This is a genomic window from Limnothrix sp. HT2024 (assembly GCF_059138625.1).
Genome location: NZ_CM181121.1, coordinates 3,328,267 through 3,354,114 on the forward strand (window position 1 = coordinate 3,328,267; position 25,848 = coordinate 3,354,114).

Sequence of the window (25,848 nt, forward strand, 5' to 3'; positions counted from 1 at the left end):
ATGTTCCCAACAAATCGCCTTGCAATTCCTGAGGAGAAGCTGATCGAAGTTTGTCGGCAATGGAACATTGCTGAACTAGCTCTGTTTGGTTCTGTTTTGCGAGAAGACTTTCGAGAAAATAGCGATATTGATCTGTTGATTTCCTTCGCGCCCGATGCTCCTCAAGGATTATTGACCCTCGTTAGAATCAAGCATCAACTCGAAGATCTGCTCGATCGCCCTGTTGATCTGGTCATCAAAGAGGCGATTCAAGAAGGTAGCAACTGGATTCGTCGCCAGGAAATTTTAAGTACCGCAGTAATTATTTATGAATCGTGATGATGCCCATTTGCTCGATATTTTGAATGCAATTAGACGAATTCAAGCATTCACAAGAGATTTGAGTAAGGATGATTTTCGTAACAACGAAGAAAAGCAATCTGCAATTCTTTATCAGATCATTGTTCTTGGTGAAGCAGCAAAACGGTTATCTCCCGAAATGAGAACAGTAACACCCCACATTCCTTGGAAGGAGATTACAGGAATGCGGGATATTTTGGCTCATCAATATGATCGTATTAATATCAATACTCTGTGGGATGTTGTACAGCGAGATATTATCGAGCTAGAAGCATTGATCATGCCGCTGATCAATGCGAATGGAAATAGACCCTAGGGTTCTGATGGTAGCTGCAAAATGCAGCGGGCATCGAGCAGTTGCAGACGCTTATTTTCGAGAACTGAACAGGGAGCGATCGCCCGTTCCAAAGCTGGGGCTTCACCGCGATCGAGCCGATTACTCACGTCTTGAATGAGCGGCTGAAATTGTTGTAACCAAGTGTTATCCGCCAAGTCAGACTTTGAGAGTGACCAGGGTTCTAATAACCAAAAATTCACTTGATATTTCCGCAAGAAAGCTTTCACCTCTGATAGGTTGCTGGTGTATTGAGCGCGGATGGTATCTTCAATGCGTTGACGCAAAACTCGGTAATAGCCCCAATGGTAAGGCAGGGCAAATTCGCGGCTAGCAAGGATCGATCGCCGGGCAAAGATAGGAATGAAATCCGCTTCCTTGGACAGGGAAACCACTAGGATATCCTTCGGTTGTTTTTGCAGGAATTCATAGACTTCGGCCATGCGTCCTTCCATTTGCAATTGGCTGGACACGGCTAGGTTAGGAACCATGGGCACAACGATCGACAGGCTGAGAACAAGGCTCACCAGGGGCCAGAACCAACGCGGCTTTTGGGGTTGGGTGGCTTGCATTTGCCGATCGAGCCACAGGCCCAGGGCGATCGCCCCTGCCACCGGTAACACCACCCGCAAGGGCACATAGCCATAGCGATTGGGTAAATACAACCGAAACAGCAGGGCATGGGCAGCGAGAAACAGTCCCAAACCACCCCAAACCCAGTCGCCCAGCATGGCGAAGTGAGGCGAAAGGCGACTGGCTAAGGGAAATTGATGGGCGCGGGCGGGCCGGCTCAACCAACGGGGCAAGGCCAAGGCCGCCAGGGCGATCGGGGGCACAAATCCCACCCACAGGAAGCCGCTACGGGGGGCAAACAGCCAAAAAATCAGCGGATTGGGGTGAAAAAAGAACGATCGCCCGTATTCATTACCCACAAAGTTAAATTCCGGCAGAACTGCGGCTTGGGATCGGCTGATCACGGGACCAAACTCGCTGCTGGTAAGCAATTCCGGCAACAGCATCGCAACCGCCATGGCAATGCCCCCGATCGCCAAGCGCCAGTCCAGGGGAGTCAGGGCCTCGGGATGCGATCTCCCTCGACGGGTGGCCCACCAGCGCCGACCCAGATTCACCGCTAAGGCCGCCGCCGCCACCACCGCCACCATCGGATAAAACAGGCCACTGAGGGCGATCGCCCCTAAACAACCCCAGAGCGATCGACTCAGCAGCGCATCCATCACCGCCAACACCAGGGGCGTGGCAAAGGCTCGCGGCGTGGACGAGGCCAAATCATCCTCCATCCACAGGCTTTGATTCACCAAAATGCAACCCAACAGGGCAACCCAAGGCACGGGCAACAGCCGAATCATCACTCGCCAGGTCAGGGCCGTGGTCACCAGACCCAAAATCACCGGCCAATATTTACTGACCGTTAGGGGATCCCAGCCCAGGAGGGCGGCTCCGTGATAGAGCCATTGATAGCCCAGGGGCGCAACGGATTGGTAATAGTCAGCAATCCAGTCACCGGGAAAGAGGCCAGGATCCAGGTAGCGAAAAGCCCAAAACACATGCTGGCGCACATCGTCTTGCACGATATAGGGATTGCGGGTGGCCCACTGCACCGATTGCCAGCCATAAAACAACGCCATGGCTCCACTGAGCACCATGCTCCAGCGTCGATCGCCCGATCGCGCTCCTATCCAAGCCCATGCGTTTTTCATCCAACAAACCTTTCGGGAATCCCGGCAACTGATCAGCCAGAAGCCACCCTAAACCAAGGTTGGGCCGTTTGGGGCGATCGCTGGTGTCGGTTCTCCGTTTGGGTACTGGCGAATTTCAGGGGCGGGCCCCAGCGGCAGAGGGGTGTTAGGGATGGGCGTTGGGGGTAGGCCCTGGCTTCAGGGTTGCCAGACCCGATAGAATGGAAGCAGCAATTGTTACCTAAAAATGAGCCATCGCTCCAAGGCTCGTTCTCGTCTAGGGGTTTCGCTCGCTTCTACCCTGTCTCCGTCCAGCGGCTCTCGCTCAGCCTCCCCAGCCCCGACCCGCTCTCCAACCACTCTCTGATCCTGCTCTGGTGACCCTAACTATGTCCGAGCATCACCATCACTCATCGGGCCATCACCCATCGAGCCATCACCCGGCGGGTCATCACGGCCACAAGGCGCACTCAGGAACCCATGAGCCAGGAACCCATGAGGGTTGGGTGTCGCAACTGCGCGAAACCTTCAGCCTAACGCTGGTCCTCAGAAATCTGCGCTGGTTGGGCGAACCCTTCATCTGGTTGCCGGCCATGGCGATTTCGATGGCAACCTTGGGGGCTTGGGTGTTTTGGAAAAATCCCGATCGCTGGACTAATGCCGAACCTGAGCCGGACAAGGTAGATTGGCTCTCGATTCTGGAGTCTCAGCCCGATGATGATTCGGTGGCGGCTGATATTGACTCGTCTAATGTGTTGGCAACGGAGCTAACCCTGCCCCAAAACCAGCGCCGGAACAATCGCAATAAACGCGATCGCCAGGATGAAGAAAAAACGGCGAACAACGCCAACTCTGAGCTAGCGGATATTTTGCAGTTGCTCAGTGGTGGTTCGGCGGGCCCCGTGGGCAGTCGATCGCGCGGTGGCGAGGGCAGTGGTTTGGCCCCAAGGGCGGTGAATCAATTTTTGAGCAATGACCCTCGGGCCGCCAATGCCAATGGCAGCAGCTACGGTGTGGGAGGCAGCTCGACCATGCTCAATGGCAATGGGACAACCACCGGCCAGCCCGTGAGTCCCCTGCAAGCGGCGCTCGATCGCCTCTACCTGAACAATGGTGATGGCAGCAGCGATTCCAGCGGCACAACCCCCAGCAGCAGCACCAACACCACAACGCCCACGGTTCCCGTCACGGGTTCCAGCGGCACAACTCCCACCATCGGCAGCGGCACAACCAATCCCACACTGCCGAATGTGGCGGTTCCCAATGCTGGGGTTGGCAATGTGAACTATGGCGGCTTTGGCAGTCCCACGGGCTATCCCAGCTATGGCTCCGGCCCGGCAACGGCGGGCAGCACTTTGCCCAAAATCCCAACGGCTCCGATGCCAGGCTATGGCTCCACGGGTTCCGGTGTACCCTTAAACGCCGGTTACAACACGGTTCCCAACAGCCCCGCGATCGCCCCGCCGCCCAGCCAACCGGCCGTGGCTCCGGAACCGGTGACGCAGCCATCCCAATCCAACATCGGCGGGCGACCGGTGCGCACTTTCAGCAATCCTTGGTAGGGACTGAGGGCAAAAGCAAAAGGTTAATCCGCCTTTCAGCAATCATTCAGCCGTTGATTAACCTTTGTGGTGACTAACCCTTGCAGTGATTAGGGCTTGTCGTCAAATCGCCTGAAACCCTGATTCCACCGTTGGCGGATCGTAGGGGCAAGGGGCTTAAGCCCCTTGTCTAGGGTGGTTGGATCGTAAGGGCAAGGGGCTTAAGCCCCTTGTCTAGGGTGGTTAGGGTATGGAAGATCAGCCGTTTTTACTGGATTCCAGGAAGTGACAACAGGCCCTGACCTTTGTGGTCGGCTGGCAAGCCGGTTTGTAAAAAGGCGGCGATGCGATCGACCGAATGCGCCAACTGTTCCGGGGTTTGCACCAGGGCAAAACGCACATAGCCTTCACCGGAAGGGCCAAAGCCCACCCCCGGGGCCACGGCGATGCCCGTGGCAGCCACCAGTTGCTTACAGAATTCGATCGACTGGTTTTCCCAAGGCGGCGGCAACTTAGCCCAGGCGAACATCGTCGCTTGGGGCGTTTCCAGGGGCCAACCAATCCGATTCATGGCGGCCACAAACGCATCCCGGCGATCGCGAAAAATTTCTAACCGTTCCTGCACATCGGCTTGGGGCCCCTGAAGCGCTGCGATCGCCCCCCTGAAAATGCCTTGGTATTGGTTAAAGTCCACGGCGGCCTTGACACTGCGCAGGGCTGCAATCAAGTCGCGGTTACCGATGGCATAGCCCGCCCGAAAGCCGCCCATATTAAAGGCCTTAGACAGGGTGAAAAACTCGATCGAAACCGTCTTGTCTGGATCCGCTTGCAACACCGACGGCGGGCGATCGCCAAAGGCCATCCCGTCGTAGGCAAAATCATGAATCAACACGATGCCGTGCTGCTGACAAAACGCCACCGCCCGCCGGAAAAAGTCCAGGTTAGCTACCGCTGTGGTCGGGTTGTGGGGATAGTTCAGCACCATCAGCCGTGCCCGATCGACCACGGCCGCCGGAATTTGGTCAAACTGGGGCAAATAGCCATGTTGCGCCAACAGCGGCATGGGATAAACCTCACCGCCCGCCAAATGCACGCCACCGTAGTGGGAGGGATAGCCCGGATCGCCCAGCAGGGCCACATCCCCCGGGTTTAAAACCGCCAGGGGTAAGTGAGCGGTTCCTTCCTGGGAGCCAATCAGGGCTAGCACTTCCGTTTCCGGGTCGATCGCCAGGCCAAATTGCCGCTCGTAGCGATCGGCCACCGCCTGTCGAAAGGCCGCCGTATTGCGAAAGAGTTGGTAGCCGTGGGTGCTGGGATCCTGAAGCGCTTCCCCGATCGCCGCCAGCACGTGGGGCGAAGTGGGCAAGTCCACCGATCCCAGCGATAAATCCACAATCTCGTGGGTTTCAGCCGCCGCAGCCTTCGCCCGATCCATTTCCGCAAACACGTTGAATTGCAGCGGTTTCAGTCGATCGGCAAATTGCATGGATTGAAGCCTCAGGATGCTGCTGCGATGTCCCTTAAACCGCGCTGGGCACTGCGCCCACATGCGGCGTGAGGAAGTCCGCCAACTTCTCCTTGGTCAGGGCCCCTTCGCTGGTGTCCAGCAATTGGCCATCCTGAAACAGTCGGAGGGCGGGCACCCCTTCCACCTGGCAATGTTTGACGCTGACGGGGTTGGGGTCCACTTCCAACTTCACGATCTGAAGCCGATCGCCCCAGGTGGTCGCCGCCCATTCCACACTCGGACTCATCAACCGGCAAGGCCCACACCAAGATGCCCAAAAATACGCTAAAACGGGCGTTCCCGAGGCTCCCAGCACGTCGCTTTCAAATTCGGCATCCGAAATGACTCGCACTTGACTCACGATCGTTGTCCTTGCTTCTGAAAATTCGCCTTTTGCATCTTAAATCCACAGGTGTCTTGGCGGTAAGGGCCATATTTCGAGGGGGCGGCCGCCTGCGGGTTAGGTCGCAAAATGCGTTATTGAACCCACTGTATGGGCAATGCATAGGGGCGCACGGCCGCACGCCCCCGCCCGGACTCGATCGCGGTTTTGGTTTGGTGGCTTTGGTGTCCTGCCTACTTGGTGTCGTTGAGCTGACGGCGCAGGGCTTCTAACTCGGCATCGATCGCTGCGTCTTTTGCCTCCGTGGCCGGTGCGGCATTGCTGGCCGGCAGGGCCCCCGCTGGCGTTGGGGAACCGCCCAACATTTGTGCCTTCATGGCCGCCAGTTCATCATCCACATCGCTCCCGGCTTCCAGGGATGCGAATTGTTGCTCCAATGAAGCGCCACTCAATTCCAAAGCTGCCGTGGAACGGGCTTCCATTTCCAGCACTTTTTCTTCCATCCGCTCAAAGGCGGCCATGGCGCTGCCGGTGTTCATGGAGCTAAGGGCCCCTTGCAGTTGCTCGTTGGCCTTGGCAGCTTGGGCCCGGGCCTTGAGCATGTCTTTCTTGGTTTTGGCTTCCGAGATTTTCCCTTCCAGGGCGATCAGATTACGCTTGAGCTGATCCACCATTCCCACTTGCTGATCCAGTTGGGCCTTGAGGGTGGTGGCGGCTTCCTCTTGCACCTTTTTGCGGTTGAGGGCTTCGCGAGCCAAGCTTTCATCGCCTTTTTGGAGAGCCAGTTGGGCGCGCTGTCGCCACAGGTTGGCCTCACTTTGGGCCTGGTTATGTTGCTGCTGAATTTTTTGTTGAGCGGAGATCGCCCGGGCAACGGCCTGGCGCATTTGCACCAGGTCTTCTTGCATGTCGATGATCGATTGCTCAAGGATTTTTTCGGGATCCTCGGCTTTGTTCACAATGTCGTTGACATTGGCCCGAATCAGGCGGCTGACGCGATCGAAAAGGCCCATGACGGTGGCTCTCCTGCTGGTTAAATCGGGGAAGCGATCGGGATTGGGAAGCTTGGCCCCAAGGCCAACTGCTTTATCCAAACTACCAACTCCATCGGTCAACGGCCGCGTGATCAAGACCGGCAGTTGCGATCGTCCTATTAGCCTAGATACCGAAAATCAGCGGCCCATGGCAAGTTCGGTTAGCTCTCCCGCCGCGATCGGCTATTGGGGGGCCGATGGGCCCGGGCCCTGTGCAATTGCCCAAGACCGGGGATTTTGGCGGCTAGGAGGTTTGGGAATCGCCGCTGGGAATTGCTGCCGGGAGTTGCCCTAGGGCGGACTTGTGTTGCTGCTGAATTACCGAAGCTCTGGGGGACGACGGGCTTTCAGTTGTTCTAAGTCCCGCTCTAGGCGCTGGTTAGATTCTAGGGCTTGAAAAGATTGCTCCAGGGGATCGCGACCGGCGGTTTGGGACAACTGGGCACGAGCTTCGAGTTCCATGGTCCAAGACTCCAAACGCTCCAGCGGATTGTTGGGCCGGCTCAGGTAATTCAGAGTGTCGTGCATTCGCTGGGTGGCCATGGCCGATCGGGCGCGGGCCACGTACAAATCGCGCTTGGTGCGAGTTTCCAGCAGTTTGGCTTCCAAATCCCGCAGGGTGCTGCGCAGTTGGGCGATCGTCTCCCGTTGGGTTTCCCACTGTTCCTGAAGGTGGGCGGCTGCGTCTTGCTGACCGTGACTTTGGCTGAGGGCCGATCGCGCCCCCGGTTCATCGCCAACATTCAGTAACTGTTGGGCCCGCCGATACCAATCCTCAGCGGCTTGGGTGGCGGCCTCCCGTTGGCGCTCCGTGCGCTTTTGGGTGGCGATCGCCTGGGCCACCGCTTGGCGCAACTGCACCAAATCATCCTGCATGTCCATCAGGGCCTGATCCAAGGCCTGTTCAGGATCTTCCGCCTGGGCGATCGCCGCGTTCACATTGGCGCGCACCAGCTTCCCAAGTCGCTGCAATAGTCCCACGCTCGATCTCCTTCTGGCTCTTGCCCCGATCCTATCGCTTCGATCGTTCGGTGGGGCCTCTGGGGGGTGATGCCGATACGGTTCGTCAGCATTCGTCAGCAATTGATCAATTACCGATCAACCGATCATCACTTGCTGACTGATGCTGACTTCCTTGCTGGCTGCTGACTTGACCGGCGGATGGCCGGCTGGTTTACGGATTGGTTCGGGGACTGGGCTTCGGGCTGGAGCTGGGTTGGGAACGGTTGCCGGCCGCAGATTGATTGCGATTATTGGGCTGGTTACGATTAGTGGCGTTGCGATTATTGGGTTGGTTGCGATTGGCACTATTCGCATTCGGGCTAGGTTTGGCCCCTGGGCCAGCGGCCGGACTGGGGGCGGCGGGGCGATAGACCGTGGCGGGAATTCCAGCCGCCTTCAGTTGCTGAATGAGCTGGTTGGCCTGTTGTGCATTGTCCAGGGCCCCAAACTGAATTCGCCGCCCGATCGGCAATTCCCGCACATAGGCATCGGCCACCTGTTTACGCGCGGCAATCAGGCTGGCGGGCCCGCTGTAAGGCCCTAATACGTACCAGCGCCCATCGGCACTTGGATTAGCCACTGCTGGGGCTGCTGGGGAATTGGCTGGGGCCCGCTGGGCTTGGGGAAACGGTAAGGGGCTGAGGGCCGGTTGCGGGGCCAAGTTGGCTCCGGCAGGGGCGGCCGCCCCGATCGTTCCCGTGGGCATTGGCGGGCGATCGCCCAAAACCGAAAGGCTCTCCAGGCTCAAATCAGCAAACTCATCCCGCGTCAAATCCACCGTTACCCCAGTGGGAGCCGTGGGCAAAGGGGTAGGTTCCGCCGGGGGTAATTCCGCCAAAACCGGTTCCGGCGATCGAGTGGCCGGTTGATTCAGCCCGATCGCCCGGCCCGTGCGTTCCAAAAATCCGCCCACCTTCAGCCAACTGTCACTGTCGGGATAGTTGCTGTAGTAAGTCCAAATTGTGCCCGACAGCATCACCAAAATCGTTCCGACCCCAATTCCCGTCCAGGTGGGTTCCTGCCTCCGGCGCACCCGCCGTCGATCCCAGCCATTGCCATGGGCCACCGGTTGGGCCCCCTCCAGCAGCATCGCCGCCTGCACCACGGACTTCGCCGCCAAGGATGCATCCTCGCCCAACTCATCTGCCGCCGTCAGCAATCGAGGCGAAGCCGGGCGGCGGGCTTGCTGAACCAAAGCCGCTTGTAAATCGCTAGTATCAGGAACCGGGGGCAAGCTCAGGGCCCCAGAAGCCTCCAGCGCCTCCGCAGAAGCCAACAGCGGCGGTTCTCCGGCCCGTTCCGGTGGCTTCAGGAAGAAGCGGCGAACAATGCCTTGGCGAGGGCCCCGCAGGCGGCGATAGCGCGCGAGTTCCGCGTCTAAGTCCAACTCCATGCATTCCAACGCCAAGGACAGGCGACGGTGTAGGGCTGGCTCGGTCTCCGATCGCGCGGGTTGTTGGCGCGCTGGGCGGAATTTCATAGCGGTTTCGAGGCTCCTCGGTGCAGGGTTAAATAATCACCCAAATGGTTCAGCGTGACCAGGAAAGATGTGACCAGAAAAGATGTGACCCAAAAAGATTAAACGAATGCCTCAGAGGATGTCTGACAAGCCAAAATGGATACACCGCTTTCCCCAGCGATCGATAGCGATCAATAGCGATCAACACAGACAAGGGGCTTAAGCCCCTTGCCCCGACAATGATTGGGGCTTGACTAGGGCTGCAAGATATTTTTCAAACATCCTCTCAGCGGGCTTGCTTCTCGCCTATTTTAGATTTTGCGAAGCGTTTGTCCAGATTAAACGCTGTTTGCTTAGCCCATGAGGCTTTTCCACAGGTTCTGAATCTGAGCCGATGTGATCTGAGCTGATGCAGCCTGGGCAAACTCAATCCGAGTTGGTTCAATCTGATCAAACTGATCGAATTTAACCCGATCGAACTGACCCTGCGCTGCGAATTGTCAGTGGGTTTGCGGAATTGTTGAGCAGGGCCATGGGCTGAATCCGGAGGGCTGACTGGCTCGATCAATCCCGGTTATTTCCCAAATCCCTGCTGATTAACCCCTTTGCTCCCCAGTGCGTTGCCCATGGCCTTTGACCCGATCGATGGACTGCTGAAACGGCTTGACCAACACCCGGCTTGGCAGTCAAACCGATCTTTCCTGCAACTTTGTGCGCAATGGCGAGTCATTGTGGGCGAGGCCTTGGCCGGTCACACCCGCCCCATTTCCGTGCATCAGGGGGTGTTGTGGGTGGCGGTGTCCAATTCCGCTTGGGCCCAAACCCTGATGTTTGAGCGATCGCGCTTGATCACCAAAATCAACCAATCGATTACGCCCCCCTTCAACCCGCCCCTGACCGACGCGCGATTTTCGACGGCCCGCTGGTTTGAAAATCGGTCTCAGTCGATCGTCCTGGGGCCCGCTGCTCGATCGCCCCAAAGATCCCAACAACCCCCCGATCGACCCCGACCCGCCACCGCCACCGAAGCGTTCACCCAATGGGCCGCTTCCGTGCAAAGTCAACTGAAACGCTATGATTGCTGTCCCCATTGCGGGCGATCGACCCCACCAGCGGAATTAGAGCGCTGGGGAGTTTGTAGTTTGTGCATGGTTGAACGCTGGTCTCAATCCCGTTCATCCGGCCCTGGATCTTGATATCAGTCTGAATTTGGAAGCCTGAATTTGGAAGCTGCCCTGCATCTGGACTTGGAACCTAGCCTGAAAAAGGGATTAACGGAAACCGGAAACACAAATCAGAACTATAGAAACCACAACCCCACAATCATATGAGTGTGGGCGGCGGTGGGTGTGGGCGATGGCTTCCGGAAAATATCAGAAACTTGGTGCAGGAATTCCTTGCAGAATTAACTCGCCAAAATCCTGGGCAGGTTCCCTGGAAAATGTCCTGCGAAAGTGACCGAAAAGAACCTTGGCTCAATTGATCCCAATTGCAAACTCATAGCGAATCCAAACACTGCTCGATCTAACAGTATGTCCAAAAAAAATTGATCTTGAATGTGTTACCCTCGCTAGTTTCAAGAGATGTTGCTGAATATTGCGTTTTGTATGATGACATCTCTTGGAAAATGGTATTCCAGGTAACCGTTTACTCCCAGGCTGCCATGACTTACCATTACGAAAAACCTAGATCTCTAGCATCATTGGAGAAATTAACGATGCTTTTTAAAGACTTTTTAAAGCAATTGACAAAAACTCGCCAAAATGATTAATGCCTGATTTTAGACCGTTTTCCTTTGATCCCCTAGCTGATTTTTTAGGAAAATCAATGGGCTGCTGACGAGGATTTCTGAAAAAGCCAAAGCGGAAGCTGAAGATAATCTAAATTTCTAAAAGTGTTTGGGATCGCTGAATCTCAGAGCAGATCTAGGTCTTAAGGACTTTTATAGCTATTCGTCTCAATTCCATAATGAAGTTAGCAAATTCTCAGCGGCGCTCTGCGTTGGCAGTGCAAAATATGAGTGCTACGCCCTTCCAAGTTTCTGCTTGCCGCCATTGTCGCTACTACACCCCAGAAGGCCGACGTGGTGGATATTGCGGTCAGTTTGATGCAGTGGTTCGTGCGGGCTGGAAGGCTTGTCCGCTCGCAATGCCGGCATTCGCTCCATCTTGGGAATCGTTAGAGCGGTTGGTTCACAGCCCCGCAGAAACGGGCGTGGCAATCGTGGCGACGGTGGAGTTTAAAAATGAAGCGGCTCTGGCAACCACCACGCCGGTTTTGCGATCGAATGCTTCTGCTTCCATTGCCTAGGGGATCAGTCATGTCGTTGGCAATCAAGGCCTGATGAATAATGGTTTCAGGGTAGATCATGACCTCAATTCATTGGCGAGCCAACACCATAAGTTTCTGACAGCCATTCCCTAGCGCGTTGCTCCTTTGTCAGAATGAATACTTAAAGATCGCTATACGGGTTGAGCTAGGGACTGAAACAACGGCTGAAATCAATTTTGACCCACCATTGGCGGCTGATTGAGGTCACTGGGTCAACACCCTGTCATCGGTCATTCAAAAGTGGAAAATAAACCAGGAGGACTTGAATCTCCTGGTTTATTTTTTAGGCTGGGATCCTGTGCTGATTTGATTAGGGTAATTTTGAGACCCAAAAACCTGAAAAGGTCTGTCCATTGGGGTTTAGTCCTGTTGTCAAATTACCTAAAACCCTGATCCCACCGTTAGCAGATCGTGGAAGACAAGGGGCTTAAGCCCCTTGTTACGACGATTGGGACATAAAAAGTCAATCGTTTCCGTCTGATCCTAGGAAATGACGATTGGGATATGAAAAGTCAATGGTTTTCGCCTGATCTTAGGAAATGACGATAGACCCTAGGGTCGCCAGGGATAGCGGCGGAAATTGGGCGATCGCTTCTCCAGAAAAGCTTGTTTGCCTTCGCTGCCCTCTTCGGTCATGTAATAGAGCATGGTGGCGTTGCCGGCCAGTTCTTGCAGGCCCGCTTGCCCGTCACAATCGGCATTCAGCGCGGCTTTTAGGCAACGAATCGCGATCGGGCTTTTTTCGAGCACTTCTTGGGCCCAGCGCAGGCCTTCCGCTTCCAGTTCCGCCACGGGCACCACGGTGTTCACAAGGCCCATGTCCAGGGCCTGTTGCGCGTCGTATTGCCGACACAAAAACCAAATTTCGCGGGCTTTTTTCTGGCCCACAATGCGGGCCAAATAGCTAGCCCCAAAGCCACCGTCAAAGCTGCCGACTTTCGGGCCCGTTTGCCCAAAAATCGCGTTATCAGCGGCGATCGTCAGGTCACAGAGCAGGTGCAGCACATGGCCACCCCCGATCGCATAGCCCGCCACCAGGGCGATCGTCACCTTGGGGATCGATCGCATCAGCCGCTGCAAGTCCAACACATTCAGCCGGGGCACGCCGGCCTCATCCACATAGCCCGCTTCCCCGCGAATACTCTGATCCCCACCGGCACAAAAGGCGTATTTCCCATCGGTGTGGGGCCCCGCGCCGGTCAGCAAAATCACGCCCACGGCCGCATCTTCGCGCGCATCACAAAAGGCTTCGTAGAGTTCAAACACCGTTTTGGGGCGGAAGGCGTTGCGCTTGTGGGGGCGGTTGATCGTGATTTTGGCGATGCCGTCGGCTTTGACGTAGAGGATGTCTTCGTAGGGTTTAACGGTTTGCCACTGAATGGTCATGGTTGGCTGGTTTGTTAATCAAAAATTGGATGCTTGAACAGCATAGGGGTTGGCGCGATCGCCCGGATGCTGGCCGGGCCGGGGCTGGGTAATCGGGTCATGGCCTCTGGAAACTGCATCTGTGACGAGGGGCACACCGTGATCTTCGATCGACCCGTTAGCTTAGAGGGGATCCCATACAGATGCACGATCGCCCATGATTTTTGATTTTGGGGCAAAATCCTTAAGGTTTCTGCAACAAAATCGCAACGGGGCGATCGGGCGCATTTAGCCACTTACGACCGCTTCAACAGGAGGTAGTCCCCGTGGAAATCGGTGTTCCCAAGGAAATTAAGGATCTGGAATTTCGGGTGGGTTTGACTCCCCAAGGGGTGCGGGCCTTGGTCGATCGGGGGCATACGGTGCGGGTGGAAACCCAGGCCGGTGCGGGTGCGGGCTTCGGCGATGAGGACTATCGATCGGCTGGGGCGCAGATTGTGCCCGAGGCGGATTTGGCTTGGGACTGCGAGTTGGTGGTGAAGGTCAAAGAGCCGCTGCCCGGTGAATATGGCTTTTTGAAAACCACGCCCCTGCTGTTCACCTATTTGCATTTGGCGGCGGAGCGGGGCTTAACGGAAGCCTTGCTGCGATCGGGGATCAGCGCGATCGCCTATGAAACGGTGGAAACGCCCGATCGCCGCTTGCCCCTGTTGGCCCCCATGAGCGCGATCGCCGGTCGGTTGTCCGTGCAGTTTGGGGCCCGCTACCTGGAAAAACAACAGGGCGGGCGCGGAGTCTTGCTGGGCGGCGTGCCGGGGGTTGCGCCGGGCCGCGTCACGATCCTGGGTGGTGGCGTGGTCGGCACCGAAGCCGCCAAGATGGCCGTGGGCTTGGGAGCCAAGGTGCGGATCTTGGATGTGAATGTCGATCGCCTGAATGATCTGGAAACCCTGTTTGGCTCGCGGGTGGAATTGCTCTACAGCAGCAGCGCCGCGATCGAAGCCGTTGTGCCGGACACGGACTTGCTGATCGGGGCGGTGTTGGTGACCGGGCGGCGGGCCCCAATCTTGGTCGGGCGATCGCTGGTGGAACAGATGCCCACCGGAGCCGTGATCGTTGATGTGGCGGTCGATCAGGGCGGTTGCATCGAAACCCTGCGCCCCACCTCCCACAGCCATCCCACCTACACCGAGTGCGGCGTAGTGCATTACGGTGTGCCGAACATGCCGGGTGCTGTGCCCCGCACTTCTACCCAAGCCCTGGAAAACAGCACCTTGCCCTACGTGTTGGACCTGGCGGATCACGGACTGGCCGCGCTCGATCGCGACCCGGCCCTAGCCAAGGGACTAAACATCAAAGACGGCCGGATCGAACATCCAGCCGTCCAAGCGGTTTTCCCTGATTTGTAATGGCCCATCCAGCCCCAGCGTGCCGAATTCATTTGAGGCAAGTGAGGCTGATTCTTCACCCCAATTACCATAGACAAGGGGCTTAAGCCCCTTGTCCCCCACGATCTCGTCACGCTGGAATTAGGGTTCTAGGCGATTTAACGACAGACTCCCAGCCGCTTTTTCCGCCAACCTGGCAAGGGCGATCGCTCCCGCCACTACAACGGAATATTCGTCACCGGCTCCGCGTCTTGGAACAACGGCGTGCTCAGGTAGCGCTCCCCAAAGCTGGGTTGAATCGCCACAATCAATTTGCCCGCATTTTCTGGGCGGCGGCCCACCTGAATCGCCGCATAAATCGCCGCGCCCGAGGAAATCCCCGACAGCAAGCCCTCTTCCCGGGCCAACCGACGACCATAGGCGATCGCCTCATCATCGGTCACGGTGATCACTTCGTCAATTAAATCCACCTTCAGCACCTCGGGCACAAACCCCGCGCCGATCCCCTGGATCCGGTGCGGCCCCGGCGATCCGCCGGACAGCACCGGACTGTTAGCCGGTTCCACCGCGATCGCCTGAAATTCCGGCTTCCGCTGCTTAATCACTTCCGCCACGCCCGTAATCGTGCCGCCCGTGCCCACACCGGAAATCAAGAAATCAATCTTGCCGTCCGTGTCGGCCCAAATTTCCTCAGCGGTAGTGCGACGGTGAATCTCCGGGTTTGCCGGGTTGCGGAACTGCTGCAACATATAGGCATTGGGAACTGTGTTGGCAATGTCCTGGGCCCGCCGAATGCAACCGCCCATGCCCTCAATCCCTGGAGTCAGCTCCAATTGCGCCCCATAGGCCCGCAGCATGGCCCGCCGCTCGGCGCTCATGGTTTCCGGCATGGTCAGGATTAGTTGATAGCCCTTGGCGGCGGCGGCCATGGCCAGGGCAATCCCCGTGTTCCCGGAGGTGGGTTCCACCAAAACGGTCTTACCCGGAATGATCGTGCCGGCCTGTTCGGCGGCTTCGATCATATTGATGCCGATCCGGTCTTTCACCGAAGCGGAAGGGTTCATGCTTTCCAGCTTGACCAGCACTTCGGCCAGGCAGCCTTCCGCTTGGGGCAGGCGGTTGAGCCGAACTAGGGGAGTGCGGCCAATCAGTTCGGTGATGTTGTTGGCGACGTTCATGGGCATCTGGCTGGAACTCTCTCGTCAGGTCTGAGGGGGTCGATCGCCCCTATGGCATGGGTCGGATCGAACAACGAAGCAGTGAATTAAGCGGTTGAATCATCCAGCAATGAAGCCAGCGATTCAGCAAAAACCAAGCAACCAAAAGTACCCTGAGCCTCCCCAGGATCTTTTGAGTTCTCGTGGGTGCTCCTGGGCAGCCATGATCCCCAGAGCCTAGATGTAATACATCAAGTCGAGTTGCTTGCGGGCATCTCGACGATCCTTGAGATCCTGGAGGGTGTAGCGTTGCAGCACGTCGTTGGCGGCTTGATCCACTTCAACCCAAATCTCGTAAATGATGGCGCTTTCGAGGGGGCGATCACGGCCACCGTCGTTGGTAATGTTGGCATCGGCTCCTTCTAAACACCGCAGCACATCCAACAGCGAGATCGTCCAGGGCGATCGCGCCAGCAGATAGCCGCCTTTGGCTCCGCGTTGGCTTTTGACCAAACCGCCTCGGCGCAGGGTGGCTAAGAGTTGCTCAAGGTAGCGATCGGGAATGTCCTGATCGGCAGCAATTTGGCGGATTTGCAATGGCTCGTCGTCTTGGTAGCGATCGGCAAGTTGCAACAGGGCCAGGAGGGCATATTCGCTTTTGGATGACAGTTCCACGGGTGGAGAACCTAGGAGCGAGGCTAAATCCCCAAGCCTGCGATCGCCCTGTGATCATGGATCTGAATCATGGATCTGAATCGTTGATCTGGGAGTCGATCGAGATAGCTTCGGGGCGATCCTAGTATACCCCGGTTTTCCGCTGGGTTTTGTAGGGTTTCATTCCGGGAAATAGCTGTGCTCTGAAGCTCCGCGATCTGCCCCGAAAACAGTCTGGTAATACAGTCCGGTGATGCAGTCCGGTGACATGGCTAGAGGAATGAAGCGAACCTAGTCAGTGATCAGCTTGACCAGCACAAAGGGCGCAACAATCATGGCCTGAAAGCGAGCATTGCCCGATCGATCCCATTCCGCGAGTTCGGCTTGGGTGGGTTTTGCGATCGCCTGTTCATCAATCCAGCGCTGCACGACGGCGGTGTTGTCGCTGGCCAGGGCTTCGCCCACTTCGGCTAAGTCCAAATCTGGCGTAACTACGATCACGGCATCGCGGCCGATGTGGGGCTTCAGCCAATCCCATTCGGCTAGGTCGATCGATTCCGTGAGGCTCGATCGCAGGTTGCCGCTGGAGGAGTCATCGGCGGGAAAATTAGGGTTGCTGGGTTCACTATCCATGCGCTTGATGGGGGCAGGTGATCTAGGCGGGCCGCACCCGCATCAGAACTTGATCGAATTCGACGGGCTGGGCATTTTCCACCAAAACTTCCACCACTTCGCCGCTGACTTCGGCCTCTAGCTCGTTCATCAGCTTCATGGCTTCGATGATGCAAACCGTTTGCCCCGAGGTGATCCGATCGCCCGGCTGCACAAAGGGCGGCTCGCCAGGGGCCGGGGCCCGGTAGAACGTGCCCACCATCGGAGATTTGATCTCCAGCAGTTTGGGATCGTTGAGGGGCGGTGGCGAGGCGGGCGGCGCTGCTGGCTCCTGGGGCGCTGCCATGGTCACCGGGGCCGCCGCCGGGGCGATCGGGGCCGCTGCCATGGCCACCGGGGAGATCGCCGTGCCTGCTGCTGCGACCGCCACTGCCTTGCGCACCGTCAGCTCATAGTCACCTTGCTTGAGCGTCACTTCGGCAATGTCCGTCTGGTTCAGAACCAGCAGCAGTTCCCGCAATTCGTCAAAGTCCAGCGGCACGGGTCGTCTCGCTCCTAATCGCAGAATGTTAAAGCGTTAAAGGGATTCAAAAAAGAGCCGTCTATGGGGCCTTGGGCCCAGGCTCCGAGTTGAAAAAGAGGCAATCTAAAGCAATGCAAACCAAGGCAATGCAAAATGCAGGATTTAGTCAGGATTTAGTTTAGAGAGCTGCCTGGCCTGAGGACGATCGCTTGCGGATTCCCAAGGGTTGCCCAGACCAGGGGTAGGGGCTGATTCAGTATCGGTTGTAACACTAATTGCCTATAGCCCCTGGCGATCGGTCGTGGTGCTCCAGGGCCCAATCGCCAGGAGCTTTGGAAGGAAATTAATTTTCGCGGCCAAGGTACTTGTCTTCGCGGGTGTCAATCCGCAATTTTTCGCCCACGGAAATGAACAGGGGAACCATGACCGTTGCGCCGGTTTCCAGTTTGGCGGGCTTTTGACCCCCGGTGGCGGTGTCGCCCTTCACGCCGGGATCCGTTTCCACCACTTCCAGAACCACGGTGTTGGGCAAGTCCACTTCAATCACCTTGCCGTTCCAGGTCACCACCTGAGCTTCCATCCCTTCTTTCAGGTATTTGACCCGATCGCCAATTTGGGCGGCGGAAATGTTCATTTCCTCGTAGGTCTTCATGTCCATGAACACATACTGCTCACCGTCCATGTAGGTGTGCTGCATGTCGCTTTTTTCCAGGGTCGCTTGTGGAACCGTTTCCCCTGCGCGGAAGGTGCGCTCAACCACGCTGCCGGTCTGCGCGTTTTTCAGCTTCGTGCGAACAAACGCTGCGCCTTTGCCGGGTTTGACGTGCAAAAACTCGACAACTCGCCAGACACCATTGTCTAGCTCGATCGTGACACCGGGGCGGAAATCGTTACTGGAAATCATCGGAAGCTGGTTTACAAAGCACCGCAGGCGGGCATAGGACGGGATACACTCTACCGCTTTTTGGGGCCGTTGGGTATTGGGGCCAGGAATCTGGAATCGACCGGGCTATGGCAAGATTGGAAGATTGGCAGCCTCTCGATGGGCTAGTGAAAACTGGCGATCAAGCTTAATGCTGTTGCGATGGTTTTCGGGCTGGCGGGCTAGTTTTTAGGGCTGGTTTCCTTGCGAGTCCTGGGGGCTGGCTTGCGGGTTGGCTACCGAAATTGCCGGTTCAGCCAGCGTGGTTCAGCCAGCATGGTTCAGCCAGCAATATTTTTCATTCACTTCGATTGACCTCGATTTATCTTCGATCATGGCTATTCCAAGGCGACTTAAGGCAGGGCAAACCCGCTCCGGGTGGGCGAAGACGATCGAAACCTGGACAGCGGTGGTCGATCGACAACTGCAACGACGGGAGCAAGGAGGGATGGGCGGTTGGGCGATCGCCCTGAGCCTGGTGATGGTGCTGTGGACGATCGGGGTGGCTCCCGCTTGGGCAGCGCTGCCGGCCGGGAATGCGATCACCGACGGTAAGGCCCTGCTGCGCTACTCCTTGCCGATCGACAATGCGCCCATTCGCAAGGTGCAATCGGAGGTGGAATCGATCGCCGGTTCCCTGCGGGCTAAGCGTTGGAGTCCCATGGCCAGCAGCTTGAAAACGGCCGATCGGACGGTGACCTACAAGCGCGACCAAATTTTGGCGGCCGTTCGTCCCGATCGCCAGGAAGCCGCCGCCCAAAAGCTCGGTCAAATTAGCGAGACGATCGCCAAGGCCCAAGCCGCCGTGGAAACCAAAGATAAATCCACGGTTTGGGAACTGCGCCGGGAGATTCTGGACGCAGTGGGGGCGATCGAAGCGGATATGGTGCAGGGTTTCCCCTTTGAAGTGCCCGCCCAATATGCCAACTTGCCCCAACTGAAGGGCCGCGCCACGATCGACCTTGAAACCAGCAAAGGCAGCGTCACCGTGGTGGTGGATGGCTACAGCGCCCCTGTCACGGCCGGCAACTTTGTGGACTTGGTGCAACGGGGGTTCTATGACGGGTTGCCCTTCACCCGCGCCGAAGATTCCTACGTGTTGCAATTTGGCGATCCGGCCGGCCCCGCCGAAGGCTTCATCGATCCCAAAACCAACGAATATCGCGCCATTCCCCTAGAAATTCTGGCCAGCGGCGACAAAGAACCCACCTACGGCATCACGCTTGAAGATGCGGGCCGCTATGGCGATTTGCCCGTGCTGCCCTTCTCGTCCTATGGGGCCCTGGCCATGGCCCGACCGGAGCCGGATCCCGACGGTGGTTCGTCTCAGGTGTTTTTCTTCCTGTTTGAACCGGAACTGACCCCCGCCGGGGCCAACCTGCTGGATGGTCGCTATGCGGTATTTGGTTATTCGATTAGCGATGCCAAGGCGGTGCTGGATAAGATTCGCCCCGGTGACAAGGTGGTGAAGGCAACGGTGGTGGATGGGCTGGAAAATCTGGTGCAGCCCAGTTAGTCAGGACTTACGCAGGATTTGCTAAGACCCTCACCCCTAGCCCCTCTCCCAAAAAGGGCGAGGGGAACTGGAAGAATGCTGACTCCCCTGAAGTTTTGCGTAAGTCCTATGAGTGACAGCAGGTTCTGAGTGATGCCGTTTGCTCGGAACCTGTCTTGCAGCGAACGCCTCCCCGAGGATTGAGTCCCCGCTTGGCCTGGATGCCAAGGGGGACTTTGCTTTGGGCGTTGGGAACCGTTCCGATGGGCTGGGTTGCCTGGGTTGCAGAGTCGTTATGTTTTGGTTGGGTGCGCTTGGAGTGAGTGCGGGAGGTTGTGGACGCGGTGGAATCGTTGCGGTTGGCGGATGTGGGAGAAGCGGGGCTACTGGCGCGGTTGTTTGCCTTTTGCGATCGCTCGGTGGTGGGTGATGACGCGGCCCTGTTGGATTGGCCCGAGGGGCGATCGCTCGTGGTCACGACTGATGTGCTGGTGGACGGGGTGCATTTTAGCGATCGCACCACGCCTCCTAGGTCGATCGGGTGGCGAGCGGTGGCGGCTAATTTGTCCGATTTGGCGGCCATGGGGGCAACGCCTCGGGCAATTACCGTGGGGCTGTCTCTGCCGGGGAATTGTACGATCGACTGGGTGGAGTCCCTCTATGGGGGGATGGCCGATTGTTTAGCGCAGTTTGGCGGGGCGATTGTGGGGGGTGATGTGACGCGATCGACCGTGGCCACGGTGGCCATCACGGCGATCGGGTCGGTTTTGCCCGATCGCTCCCTCCAGCGCCACACAGCCCAACCGGGAGATGCGATCGTGGTGACGGGTGAGCACGGGGCTTCCCGCGCGGGGTTGGCCCTGCTGTGGGCTGATTGGCCCCCGGAGGCTGTGGAACCTTCGGCCGCGGCGCGATCGGCCTGGATTCAGGCCCACCAATACCCAATTCCCCGGTTGGACGCAATTGCTCAGTTGGATCAACTGCTGGATCAACTGCGACCCCTGGTGGCCGATCGCTCCCTGGCTGCCATGGACTCCAGCGATGGGCTGGCCGATGCGGTGGTGCAATTGGCCCAAGCCAGCGGACTGCGGGCGAAACTGTGGGGCGATCGGCTGCCCATTCCGGCGGGATTAGCGGCGGCGGTGGGGCTGGCGCGGGCCCGCCATTGGACGCTTTACGGGGGCGAAGATTTTGAATTGGTGCTGTGTTTACCGCCGGATTTGGCTGCTGCTTTGGTGCAGTCCTTGGGCGGTTCGGCGGCCATTGTGGGAGAGATGGTGGCTCCAGAGGCGGATCCAGAGGCGTTAACGCAGCAGCCGATCGCCTGGGTGGTGGATCCAGGGGCGATCGAGCCGATCGGGCGATCGGCCAGCTTCCAGCACTTCAGCGCATCGGTCACCGCTGGGCCATCTTGAGGCTGTCCCGCTGAGCCGGGCCCAAGGCGGCCATGCCCAATTGGCCCAGGATTGAGCCATCATGATTGAGCAATGCTAGAGGCGCAAAATGCGGAGCTGTTCAACCGCAAAGCCACTGACCTGAGCCACTGACCTGAGCCATTTCCATGGGGTTAATCAACAGGCCATCGGAGCAACCACCCTTGCCCATTGAAGAACCCGCGATCGACCCTATGGGTTTCAATCCCAATCTGGATCCCACCCGATCGGCGGCGGGGGATGTTGGTGATGATCGATCGAGCCTGGCCCCAATCGACCCAGAAGCAGCACCGGATTGGTCGGCAGTGATGGAGCAATTGCAGATTCTTCAGCGATCGCAACTTGACCAGCTTGCCCAAGATCTTGATCGCCTGAGCGCCGAGAAAACCCAATTACTGTTGGATCTCGATCGCCTCGCTCGCTATCGCCAACAACTGCGAGCACAGCCTGCCCCGGGCCAATCCCTGCTGGATCCCACCAGCCAAGCTTGGGCCCAACAGTGGGCAAAACAACTGGCTCAACATATGGGATCCCACCTGAAAAGGGCGATCGACCAACGGTTTCAGGCCTTGGCCCAAGAACTGCGATCGGGGGATGCCGCCACGATCGGCGCGCCCGTGGTGATTCATGGTCGTCTCAGCAGCACTGCGATCGAGCGACAATTGATGGCGCTGGATCAAACCCTGGCCCAAGTTTTCACCCATCTCCATCAAGACTTAGCGGCCTATGAACAGGCGCTGGCCCAACGACTCAGCCGGTTGGCCCGTCGGCAACAGCAGGGGGAATTGTTGTTGAAGCAGTTGATGGCTCGTTGGGAAACCCCGATCGCCCCCGATTCCCTTGGGACTGATCCTGCGGTTCCCAATTCTGCGGTTCCTGAGCCTGGATCAACCGCGCCCGATCGGGCCGCCTCCCCGATCGCCCCCTTGCCCGCTCCGGCTCCCGTTTTGTTCCCTCACCCCCTTGCGGCCGTGAAACCCTCCGTCCCCCATCCTCAGACCCTGCGGCAACCGGGCTGGCTGTTGGCCCTGGTGGCGGCCCTGTTGTTGGCCCTGTTCAATGTCGCCCTGAAGCTGTTGTTTACGGGCAATGCTCCGGAAACCCTATTAGGGGTGGTGACCCTACCCGGCATCATTGCGCCGGGGCTGGGCAATTCCCTGCTGATTTTGCTGTTGCGCACCCTGGCGATCGTGCTGGTGTTTCCGGTGCTGGCCACTTGGCTGTATCCCGCCACTTGGCAGGAAATTCGCCACCTCTGCCAAAGCCGCGATCGTCGGTCTTGGCAAATGATTTTGCTGAACGGCTTTTTCATGTTTGTGTCCCAAGTGCTGCTCTATGTGGCGATCGGGAATTTGCCGACGGGCTTGGCGGTCACCCTCTTTTTTCTCTATCCCGTCTTTACCTTGCCCCTGTCCTGGTGGTTATTGGGCGATCGACCCACGGCCCTGCGCTTGTTTCTCACGGCCCTGATTCTGTTGGGGGGCGGCTTGGCCTTGCCTGAGGGCGGCCCGGCCGCAGGCGATAACTGGGTGGGTCTTTCCAGTGGATTAGCGGCCGGTGCAGCCTTTGCGGGCTATCTGCTCACGGTGCAATGGGGAACCAAAACCTTGCATCCCGTGCCATTCACCCTGGTTTCCTTCCTGTGGGTGTTTGTGCTGGCTTGCTTTGGACTCATTGCACGGCCAGAGGCGGTGACGGTGCAGGTGTTGCCGGGAACTTGGGGCGGACTGCTGTTGGGTGGAGTCATTTTGGGGCTGTTGACCTTGGGGGGCTACCTGCTCAATAACTTGGCGGTGCAGCGGGTGGGGGCCGCTTGGACAGCAATTCTCAGTGCCTCGGGTAATGCCCTAACGGCGCTGGCGGCCTGGATTTTGATCCAAGAATCCCTGGCCGGGGGGCAGTGGCTGGGCATTGGGTTGGTGACCCTTGGGGTGACGCTGCTGAGTGTGGAGCAGTTGAGCAAGCCGCGCCGATCGCCCCGATCGCGCCAATCGCCCCCAAGCTAGGCAAGGTTAATCAACCATCGATGGTCTCGTGGGCCCCTTCTGAGACAATGGGGACGCTTTTGTCCTGATGCTTGTGTGCCGATGAAATCCTATTCGCTGCGATCGCCCGCCAAAATTAATCTCTATTTGGAAATTGTGGGCGATCGTCCCGATGGTTTCCATGAGTTGGCCACCGTGTTCCAGAGCATTGACTTGGCGGATCTCGTCCATGTGCGATCGGGAATGCAGGGCGTGATCCAAGTGGAGTGCGCCGCCGAGGGGGTGCCGAACGATGCCAGCAATTTAGCCTATCGGGCCGCCGCCCTGATGAGCGAGCGGTTCCCCGAAGCCTTCGCCAAATTTGGGGGCGTGGCGATCGAAATTGAAAAGCGAATTCCCGTGGCCGCTGGCTTAGCCGGAGGATCGGGCAATGGGGCGGCGGTGTTGGTGGGGCTGGACTTGGCCTGGGGCCTGGGCCTCACCCAAGGAGAATTGCAGGAGTTGGCGGCTGAGTTGGGATCCGATGTGCCCTTCTGTGTGGGCGGGGGGACAGCTTTGGCCACGGGACGCGGCGAGGTGCTGGATCCCCTCGCGGGGGTGGATCAGGTGTGGTTAGTGCTGGCAAAATATCGCAGTTTGGGCGTTTCCACACCCTGGGCCTATCAAACCTATCGCGCTCAATTTGGGGCGGACTATGCTCGCACCCCGGAGGCCCAAGCGGCCCGGCATACGGCGGCCAAGTCCGGGCCCCTCGTGCGATCGCTCCAGGCCTTGGCTGCGGGCGATCGGGCGGGACTTTCGGGGTTGCGGCCCCTGTTGCGCAATGACCTGGAACGGGTGGTGTTGCCGGCCCATCCCCAAATTGCGCAGTTGCGGGATTTGCTCGATCGCCTGGCTCCGCTGGGAGCGATGATGTCCGGTTCTGGCCCCTCGGTTTTTGCCCTGGCCGAATCCGCTAGCCAAGCTCAGGAAATCCAGGCCGCCGCGCGATCGGCCCTGCCGGATCCGGATTTGGAATTTTGGGTCACCCAATTCAGTGCGGTGGGCATTCGGCCGGTTAACCAGTCGGTTTAGCGGTGGATTCAGCCGCTGACTTAGCTATTCATTCAGCCGTTCATTCAGGGGGTGATTTAGGAGGCGCTGGATTCGTTTCTGCCAGGGGCAACCAAGCCACAACCATCGTTCCCTGGGCGATCGGGGGAAGGAGTCGATCGGGGGTTTCCCGCAACCGCAACCGCGCAGATAGGGCGATCGGGGGGCTAAACAGTTCCAAGCGGCCGCCCATTTGCACCATTAACTGACGGGCGATCGCCAGGCCCAACCCCGTGCCCGGAATCGCGCTAGCGGCCTGAATGCCCCGAAAGCCACGCTGAAACAGCCGTTCCAAGTCCGCTGGCGGGATATTGTGGCCCTGATTGCTGACCACCAGCGCCAGCCCCCAGCCGGCCGCGGGCGCATCCTGCCAAGCAGCGACCCGGGCCAGCACCTGCACCCGACCCCGATCGCAGGCGTATTTAATGGCGTTATCCAGCAAATTGCTAAACACCTCTCGCCAAGCCGTGCCATCGGCCAAAACCGGCGGCAAATCGGCGGGTAACGAAATTTGAAACGATCGCCCGCGCTCGATCGCCACCGCCTCGGCCGCCGCGATCGCATCCATCACCAAGGCATCGACGGGCCAAGGGGCAAGCGTCACCCCCGGCAACAGCAGGGCCGCCCTGTTTTCGGTGGCGGCGGGCAACTCCGACGGCGGGGGCTGTTCGGTGCTGGGGGCCGCTGGGCCCGTCCAATCCGGTGTGTCAATTACTTGGCTAAAGTCCGTCAACATGCCTTGGAGTCGATCGCCCTCCCGCAGCAAGCTCTCCAGATGTGGGCGCGATCGATCCTCGCCGCCCAACCGCTTCAGCACCAACTTGCCAAATGTCCGAATGGCCGTCAGGGGATTCCGAAACTGGTGCAGCCAATTGTGTAGTAATTCCGCCTGGCGCTGTTGCGTGGTCTGTTGTTGGCGATAGGCCGCCTCCAACAATTGATTGCGGCGATCGAGTTCGCAGGCCGCCGCCAAGGTCACCGCCACTCGGCCCGCCTGTTGGCGATCCTTGGGAGTCCAAGGTTTAGGGCGATCGAGCACCAACAACCCCAACATCATCCCCCCTCGGGCCAAGGGCAGCACCAATCGGCCCGGGTGGGGTTGGGGATTGAATAGGGGATTCAGTGCGGGGTCAACGGCCGAATGGTCAAAATCGGTTATTGGGGGCGCGGTGGAACGGGCAGAGGCCGAATGGTCAGCATCCGTGATCTGATTGGCCGCCGGGGGGAATGCTTCCGGCGCGATCGAGAAGTCCACCACGTCCGGCCGATCGCCCCCTTGGTGCGTAACCTCGGCCCCGGGCGCGATCGCAGCAGTAATCTCCGCAGGAGCCATGGCCCAAGGGCCCGACCCCGACAGCAACCGCGATCGGCCCCGACCGCGCGATCGGCCCGTTCCCGCTTCCCCCAAAAGCTGCGTATTGGCCCGAGCCGGATATTCCAACACCGGCATCCAAGCCGGTTCCGCCGTTCCCGACCAATCCTGCGCCAGATAAACCACACCCCGTCCCAGGTGCAGCGTTTCCGCCATCAAGGCTAACTGCGCTTGGCACAGGGCCAAAAAGGTTGAACTCGCCATTGCTCGCCACTCCCCCCTGGGGGCCTCCATCGGGGAACATTCGCGGTTGCCAGGGATTG

Annotated in this window: 25 protein-coding genes; 11 read left to right on the forward strand and 14 right to left on the reverse strand. The window is 58.3% G+C overall.

Annotated features, from left to right (window positions below; all coding sequences use genetic code 11):
- A complete protein-coding gene (locus AC2IAX_RS13495) occupies positions 1–318 on the forward strand; it encodes a nucleotidyltransferase family protein (protein ID WP_494387943.1) in 318 nt (105 codons plus the stop codon).
- Complete coding sequence (locus AC2IAX_RS13500) at positions 308–655, forward strand: HepT-like ribonuclease domain-containing protein (RefSeq protein WP_494387944.1); 348 nt, start codon at positions 308–310, stop codon at positions 653–655. The genes AC2IAX_RS13495 and AC2IAX_RS13500 overlap by 11 nt, the downstream gene beginning before the upstream one ends.
- On the opposite strand, the gene AC2IAX_RS13505 is transcribed toward AC2IAX_RS13500, so the two are convergent.
- The gene (locus AC2IAX_RS13505) at positions 652–2,391 is read right to left on the reverse strand and encodes a hypothetical protein (RefSeq protein ID WP_494387945.1); all 1,740 of its coding nucleotides are present in this window, start codon (positions 2,389–2,391) and stop codon (positions 652–654) included. The two genes, AC2IAX_RS13500 and AC2IAX_RS13505, sit on opposite strands and share 4 nt — an antisense overlap.
- Positions 2,392–2,747: 356 nt before the next feature.
- Here AC2IAX_RS13505 and AC2IAX_RS13510 point away from each other — a divergent pair, with 356 nt between their 5' ends.
- Positions 2,748–3,932 (forward strand): hypothetical protein, encoded by a 1,185-nt coding sequence (locus tag AC2IAX_RS13510; protein WP_494387946.1) that lies wholly within the window; start codon positions 2,748–2,750, stop codon positions 3,930–3,932.
- A gap of 247 nt (positions 3,933–4,179) precedes the next feature.
- On the opposite strand, the gene AC2IAX_RS13515 is transcribed toward AC2IAX_RS13510, so the two are convergent.
- From AC2IAX_RS13515 to AC2IAX_RS13525, 3 genes are all read right to left on the reverse strand, one after another.
- A complete protein-coding gene (locus AC2IAX_RS13515) occupies positions 4,180–5,397 on the reverse strand; it encodes an LL-diaminopimelate aminotransferase (RefSeq protein ID WP_494387947.1) in 1,218 nt (405 codons plus the stop codon).
- Positions 5,398–5,431: 34 nt separating this feature from the next.
- Positions 5,432–5,782 carry a thioredoxin family protein gene (locus AC2IAX_RS13520; protein WP_494390388.1) on the reverse strand — a complete coding sequence of 117 codons (351 nt, stop codon included), beginning with the start codon at positions 5,780–5,782 and terminating at the stop codon, positions 5,432–5,434.
- A 212-nt stretch (positions 5,783–5,994) separates the two neighbouring features.
- On the reverse strand, positions 5,995–6,774 hold the full coding sequence (locus AC2IAX_RS13525; protein ID WP_494390389.1) for a PspA/IM30 family protein: 780 nt from the start codon (positions 6,772–6,774) through the stop codon (positions 5,995–5,997).
- Between the two features lie 169 nt (positions 6,775–6,943).
- On the opposite strand from AC2IAX_RS13525, the gene AC2IAX_RS13530 reads away from it, so the two are divergent.
- Positions 6,944–7,090, forward strand: a complete 147-nt coding sequence (locus AC2IAX_RS13530) for a hypothetical protein (protein ID WP_494387948.1) — start codon at positions 6,944–6,946, stop codon at positions 7,088–7,090.
- A 23-nt stretch (positions 7,091–7,113) separates the two neighbouring features.
- Here the strand turns inward: AC2IAX_RS13530 and AC2IAX_RS13535 are convergent, their stop codons facing one another.
- Both AC2IAX_RS13535 and AC2IAX_RS13540 read right to left on the reverse strand, forming a co-directional pair.
- A complete protein-coding gene (locus tag AC2IAX_RS13535) occupies positions 7,114–7,776 on the reverse strand; it encodes a PspA/IM30 family protein (RefSeq protein WP_494387949.1) in 663 nt (220 codons plus the stop codon).
- Between the two features lie 193 nt (positions 7,777–7,969).
- Positions 7,970–9,277 (reverse strand): SPOR domain-containing protein, encoded by a 1,308-nt coding sequence (locus tag AC2IAX_RS13540; RefSeq protein WP_494387950.1) that lies wholly within the window; start codon positions 9,275–9,277, stop codon positions 7,970–7,972.
- 584 nt (positions 9,278–9,861) lie between these two features.
- Between AC2IAX_RS13540 and AC2IAX_RS13545 the strand changes: the two genes are divergently transcribed.
- Positions 9,862–10,452, forward strand: a complete 591-nt coding sequence (locus AC2IAX_RS13545) for a DciA family protein (protein ID WP_494387951.1) — start codon at positions 9,862–9,864, stop codon at positions 10,450–10,452.
- A gap of 820 nt (positions 10,453–11,272) precedes the next feature.
- Positions 11,273–11,566, forward strand: coding sequence for a hypothetical protein (locus AC2IAX_RS13550; protein ID WP_494387952.1), 294 nt, complete (start codon positions 11,273–11,275; stop codon positions 11,564–11,566).
- A 573-nt stretch (positions 11,567–12,139) separates the two neighbouring features.
- Here AC2IAX_RS13550 and menB read toward each other — a convergent pair.
- Complete coding sequence (gene menB / locus AC2IAX_RS13555; RefSeq protein ID WP_494387953.1) at positions 12,140–12,973, reverse strand: 1,4-dihydroxy-2-naphthoyl-CoA synthase; 834 nt, start codon at positions 12,971–12,973, stop codon at positions 12,140–12,142.
- Between the two features lie 14 nt (positions 12,974–12,987).
- Positions 12,988–13,248 (reverse strand): hypothetical protein, encoded by a 261-nt coding sequence (locus tag AC2IAX_RS13560; RefSeq protein ID WP_494387954.1) that lies wholly within the window; start codon positions 13,246–13,248, stop codon positions 12,988–12,990.
- Positions 13,249–13,278: 30 nt separating this feature from the next.
- On the opposite strand from AC2IAX_RS13560, the gene ald reads away from it, so the two are divergent.
- Positions 13,279–14,361: an alanine dehydrogenase gene (gene ald / locus AC2IAX_RS13565; RefSeq protein ID WP_494387955.1), complete on the forward strand. Its 1,083-nt coding sequence runs from the start codon at positions 13,279–13,281 to the stop codon at positions 14,359–14,361.
- A 197-nt stretch (positions 14,362–14,558) separates the two neighbouring features.
- Here the strand turns inward: ald and cysK are convergent, their stop codons facing one another.
- The 5 genes from cysK to efp all read right to left on the reverse strand — a co-directional run bounded on the left by cysK (position 14,559) and on the right by efp (position 18,190).
- Positions 14,559–15,518 (reverse strand): cysteine synthase A, encoded by a 960-nt coding sequence (gene cysK / locus AC2IAX_RS13570; protein WP_494390390.1) that lies wholly within the window; start codon positions 15,516–15,518, stop codon positions 14,559–14,561.
- A gap of 216 nt (positions 15,519–15,734) precedes the next feature.
- Positions 15,735–16,172, reverse strand: a complete 438-nt coding sequence (locus tag AC2IAX_RS13575) for an RrF2 family transcriptional regulator (RefSeq protein WP_494387956.1) — start codon at positions 16,170–16,172, stop codon at positions 15,735–15,737.
- Positions 16,173–16,442: 270 nt separating this feature from the next.
- Positions 16,443–16,784 (reverse strand): DUF2288 domain-containing protein, encoded by a 342-nt coding sequence (locus AC2IAX_RS13580; RefSeq protein ID WP_494387957.1) that lies wholly within the window; start codon positions 16,782–16,784, stop codon positions 16,443–16,445.
- 22 nt (positions 16,785–16,806) lie between these two features.
- Positions 16,807–17,304, reverse strand: a complete 498-nt coding sequence (accB, locus tag AC2IAX_RS13585; RefSeq protein WP_494387958.1) for an acetyl-CoA carboxylase biotin carboxyl carrier protein — start codon at positions 17,302–17,304, stop codon at positions 16,807–16,809.
- A gap of 325 nt (positions 17,305–17,629) precedes the next feature.
- Complete coding sequence (gene efp, locus AC2IAX_RS13590; RefSeq protein ID WP_393009782.1) at positions 17,630–18,190, reverse strand: elongation factor P; 561 nt, start codon at positions 18,188–18,190, stop codon at positions 17,630–17,632.
- Between the two features lie 466 nt (positions 18,191–18,656).
- Between efp and AC2IAX_RS13595 the strand changes: the two genes are divergently transcribed.
- The 4 genes from AC2IAX_RS13595 to ispE all read left to right on the forward strand — a co-directional run bounded on the left by AC2IAX_RS13595 (position 18,657) and on the right by ispE (position 24,195).
- On the forward strand, positions 18,657–19,724 hold the full coding sequence (locus AC2IAX_RS13595; RefSeq protein ID WP_494390391.1) for a peptidylprolyl isomerase: 1,068 nt from the start codon (positions 18,657–18,659) through the stop codon (positions 19,722–19,724).
- A gap of 302 nt (positions 19,725–20,026) precedes the next feature.
- Positions 20,027–21,118 carry a thiamine-phosphate kinase gene (thiL, locus tag AC2IAX_RS13600; protein WP_494387959.1) on the forward strand — a complete coding sequence of 364 codons (1,092 nt, stop codon included), beginning with the start codon at positions 20,027–20,029 and terminating at the stop codon, positions 21,116–21,118.
- A 182-nt stretch (positions 21,119–21,300) separates the two neighbouring features.
- Positions 21,301–23,142, forward strand: coding sequence for an EamA family transporter (locus tag AC2IAX_RS13605; RefSeq protein WP_494387960.1), 1,842 nt, complete (start codon positions 21,301–21,303; stop codon positions 23,140–23,142).
- An 81-nt stretch (positions 23,143–23,223) separates the two neighbouring features.
- Positions 23,224–24,195: a 4-(cytidine 5'-diphospho)-2-C-methyl-D-erythritol kinase gene (gene ispE, locus AC2IAX_RS13610; RefSeq protein ID WP_494387961.1), complete on the forward strand. Its 972-nt coding sequence runs from the start codon at positions 23,224–23,226 to the stop codon at positions 24,193–24,195.
- Positions 24,196–24,235: 40 nt separating this feature from the next.
- Here ispE and AC2IAX_RS13615 read toward each other — a convergent pair whose 3' ends face one another.
- Positions 24,236–25,789: a sensor histidine kinase gene (locus AC2IAX_RS13615; RefSeq protein WP_494387962.1), complete on the reverse strand. Its 1,554-nt coding sequence runs from the start codon at positions 25,787–25,789 to the stop codon at positions 24,236–24,238.
- Positions 25,790–25,848: the final 59 nt, after the last annotated feature.

Coding starts and splice junctions, on each gene's coding strand:
- AC2IAX_RS13495 (WP_494387943.1), top strand. CDS start 1: ATGTTCCCAACAAATCGCCTTGCAATTCCTGAGGAGAAGCTGATCGAA.
- AC2IAX_RS13500 (WP_494387944.1), top strand. CDS start 308: ATGAATCGTGATGATGCCCATTTGCTCGATATTTTGAATGCAATTAGA.
- AC2IAX_RS13505 (WP_494387945.1), bottom strand. CDS start 2,391: ATGAAAAACGCATGGGCTTGGATAGGAGCGCGATCGGGCGATCGACGC.
- AC2IAX_RS13515 (WP_494387947.1), bottom strand. CDS start 5,397: ATGCAATTTGCCGATCGACTGAAACCGCTGCAATTCAACGTGTTTGCG.
- AC2IAX_RS13525 (WP_494390389.1), bottom strand. CDS start 6,774: ATGGGCCTTTTCGATCGCGTCAGCCGCCTGATTCGGGCCAATGTCAAC.
- AC2IAX_RS13530 (WP_494387948.1), top strand. CDS start 6,944: ATGGCAAGTTCGGTTAGCTCTCCCGCCGCGATCGGCTATTGGGGGGCC.
- AC2IAX_RS13540 (WP_494387950.1), bottom strand. CDS start 9,277: ATGAAATTCCGCCCAGCGCGCCAACAACCCGCGCGATCGGAGACCGAG.
- AC2IAX_RS13550 (WP_494387952.1), top strand. CDS start 11,273: ATGAGTGCTACGCCCTTCCAAGTTTCTGCTTGCCGCCATTGTCGCTAC.
- menB (WP_494387953.1), bottom strand. CDS start 12,973: ATGACCATTCAGTGGCAAACCGTTAAACCCTACGAAGACATCCTCTAC.
- cysK (WP_494390390.1), bottom strand. CDS start 15,518: ATGAACGTCGCCAACAACATCACCGAACTGATTGGCCGCACTCCCCTA.
- AC2IAX_RS13580 (WP_494387957.1), bottom strand. CDS start 16,784: ATGGATAGTGAACCCAGCAACCCTAATTTTCCCGCCGATGACTCCTCC.
- efp (WP_393009782.1), bottom strand. CDS start 18,190: ATGATTTCCAGTAACGATTTCCGCCCCGGTGTCACGATCGAGCTAGAC.
- AC2IAX_RS13595 (WP_494390391.1), top strand. CDS start 18,657: ATGGGCGGTTGGGCGATCGCCCTGAGCCTGGTGATGGTGCTGTGGACG.
- ispE (WP_494387961.1), top strand. CDS start 23,224: ATGAAATCCTATTCGCTGCGATCGCCCGCCAAAATTAATCTCTATTTG.
- AC2IAX_RS13615 (WP_494387962.1), bottom strand. CDS start 25,789: ATGGCGAGTTCAACCTTTTTGGCCCTGTGCCAAGCGCAGTTAGCCTTG.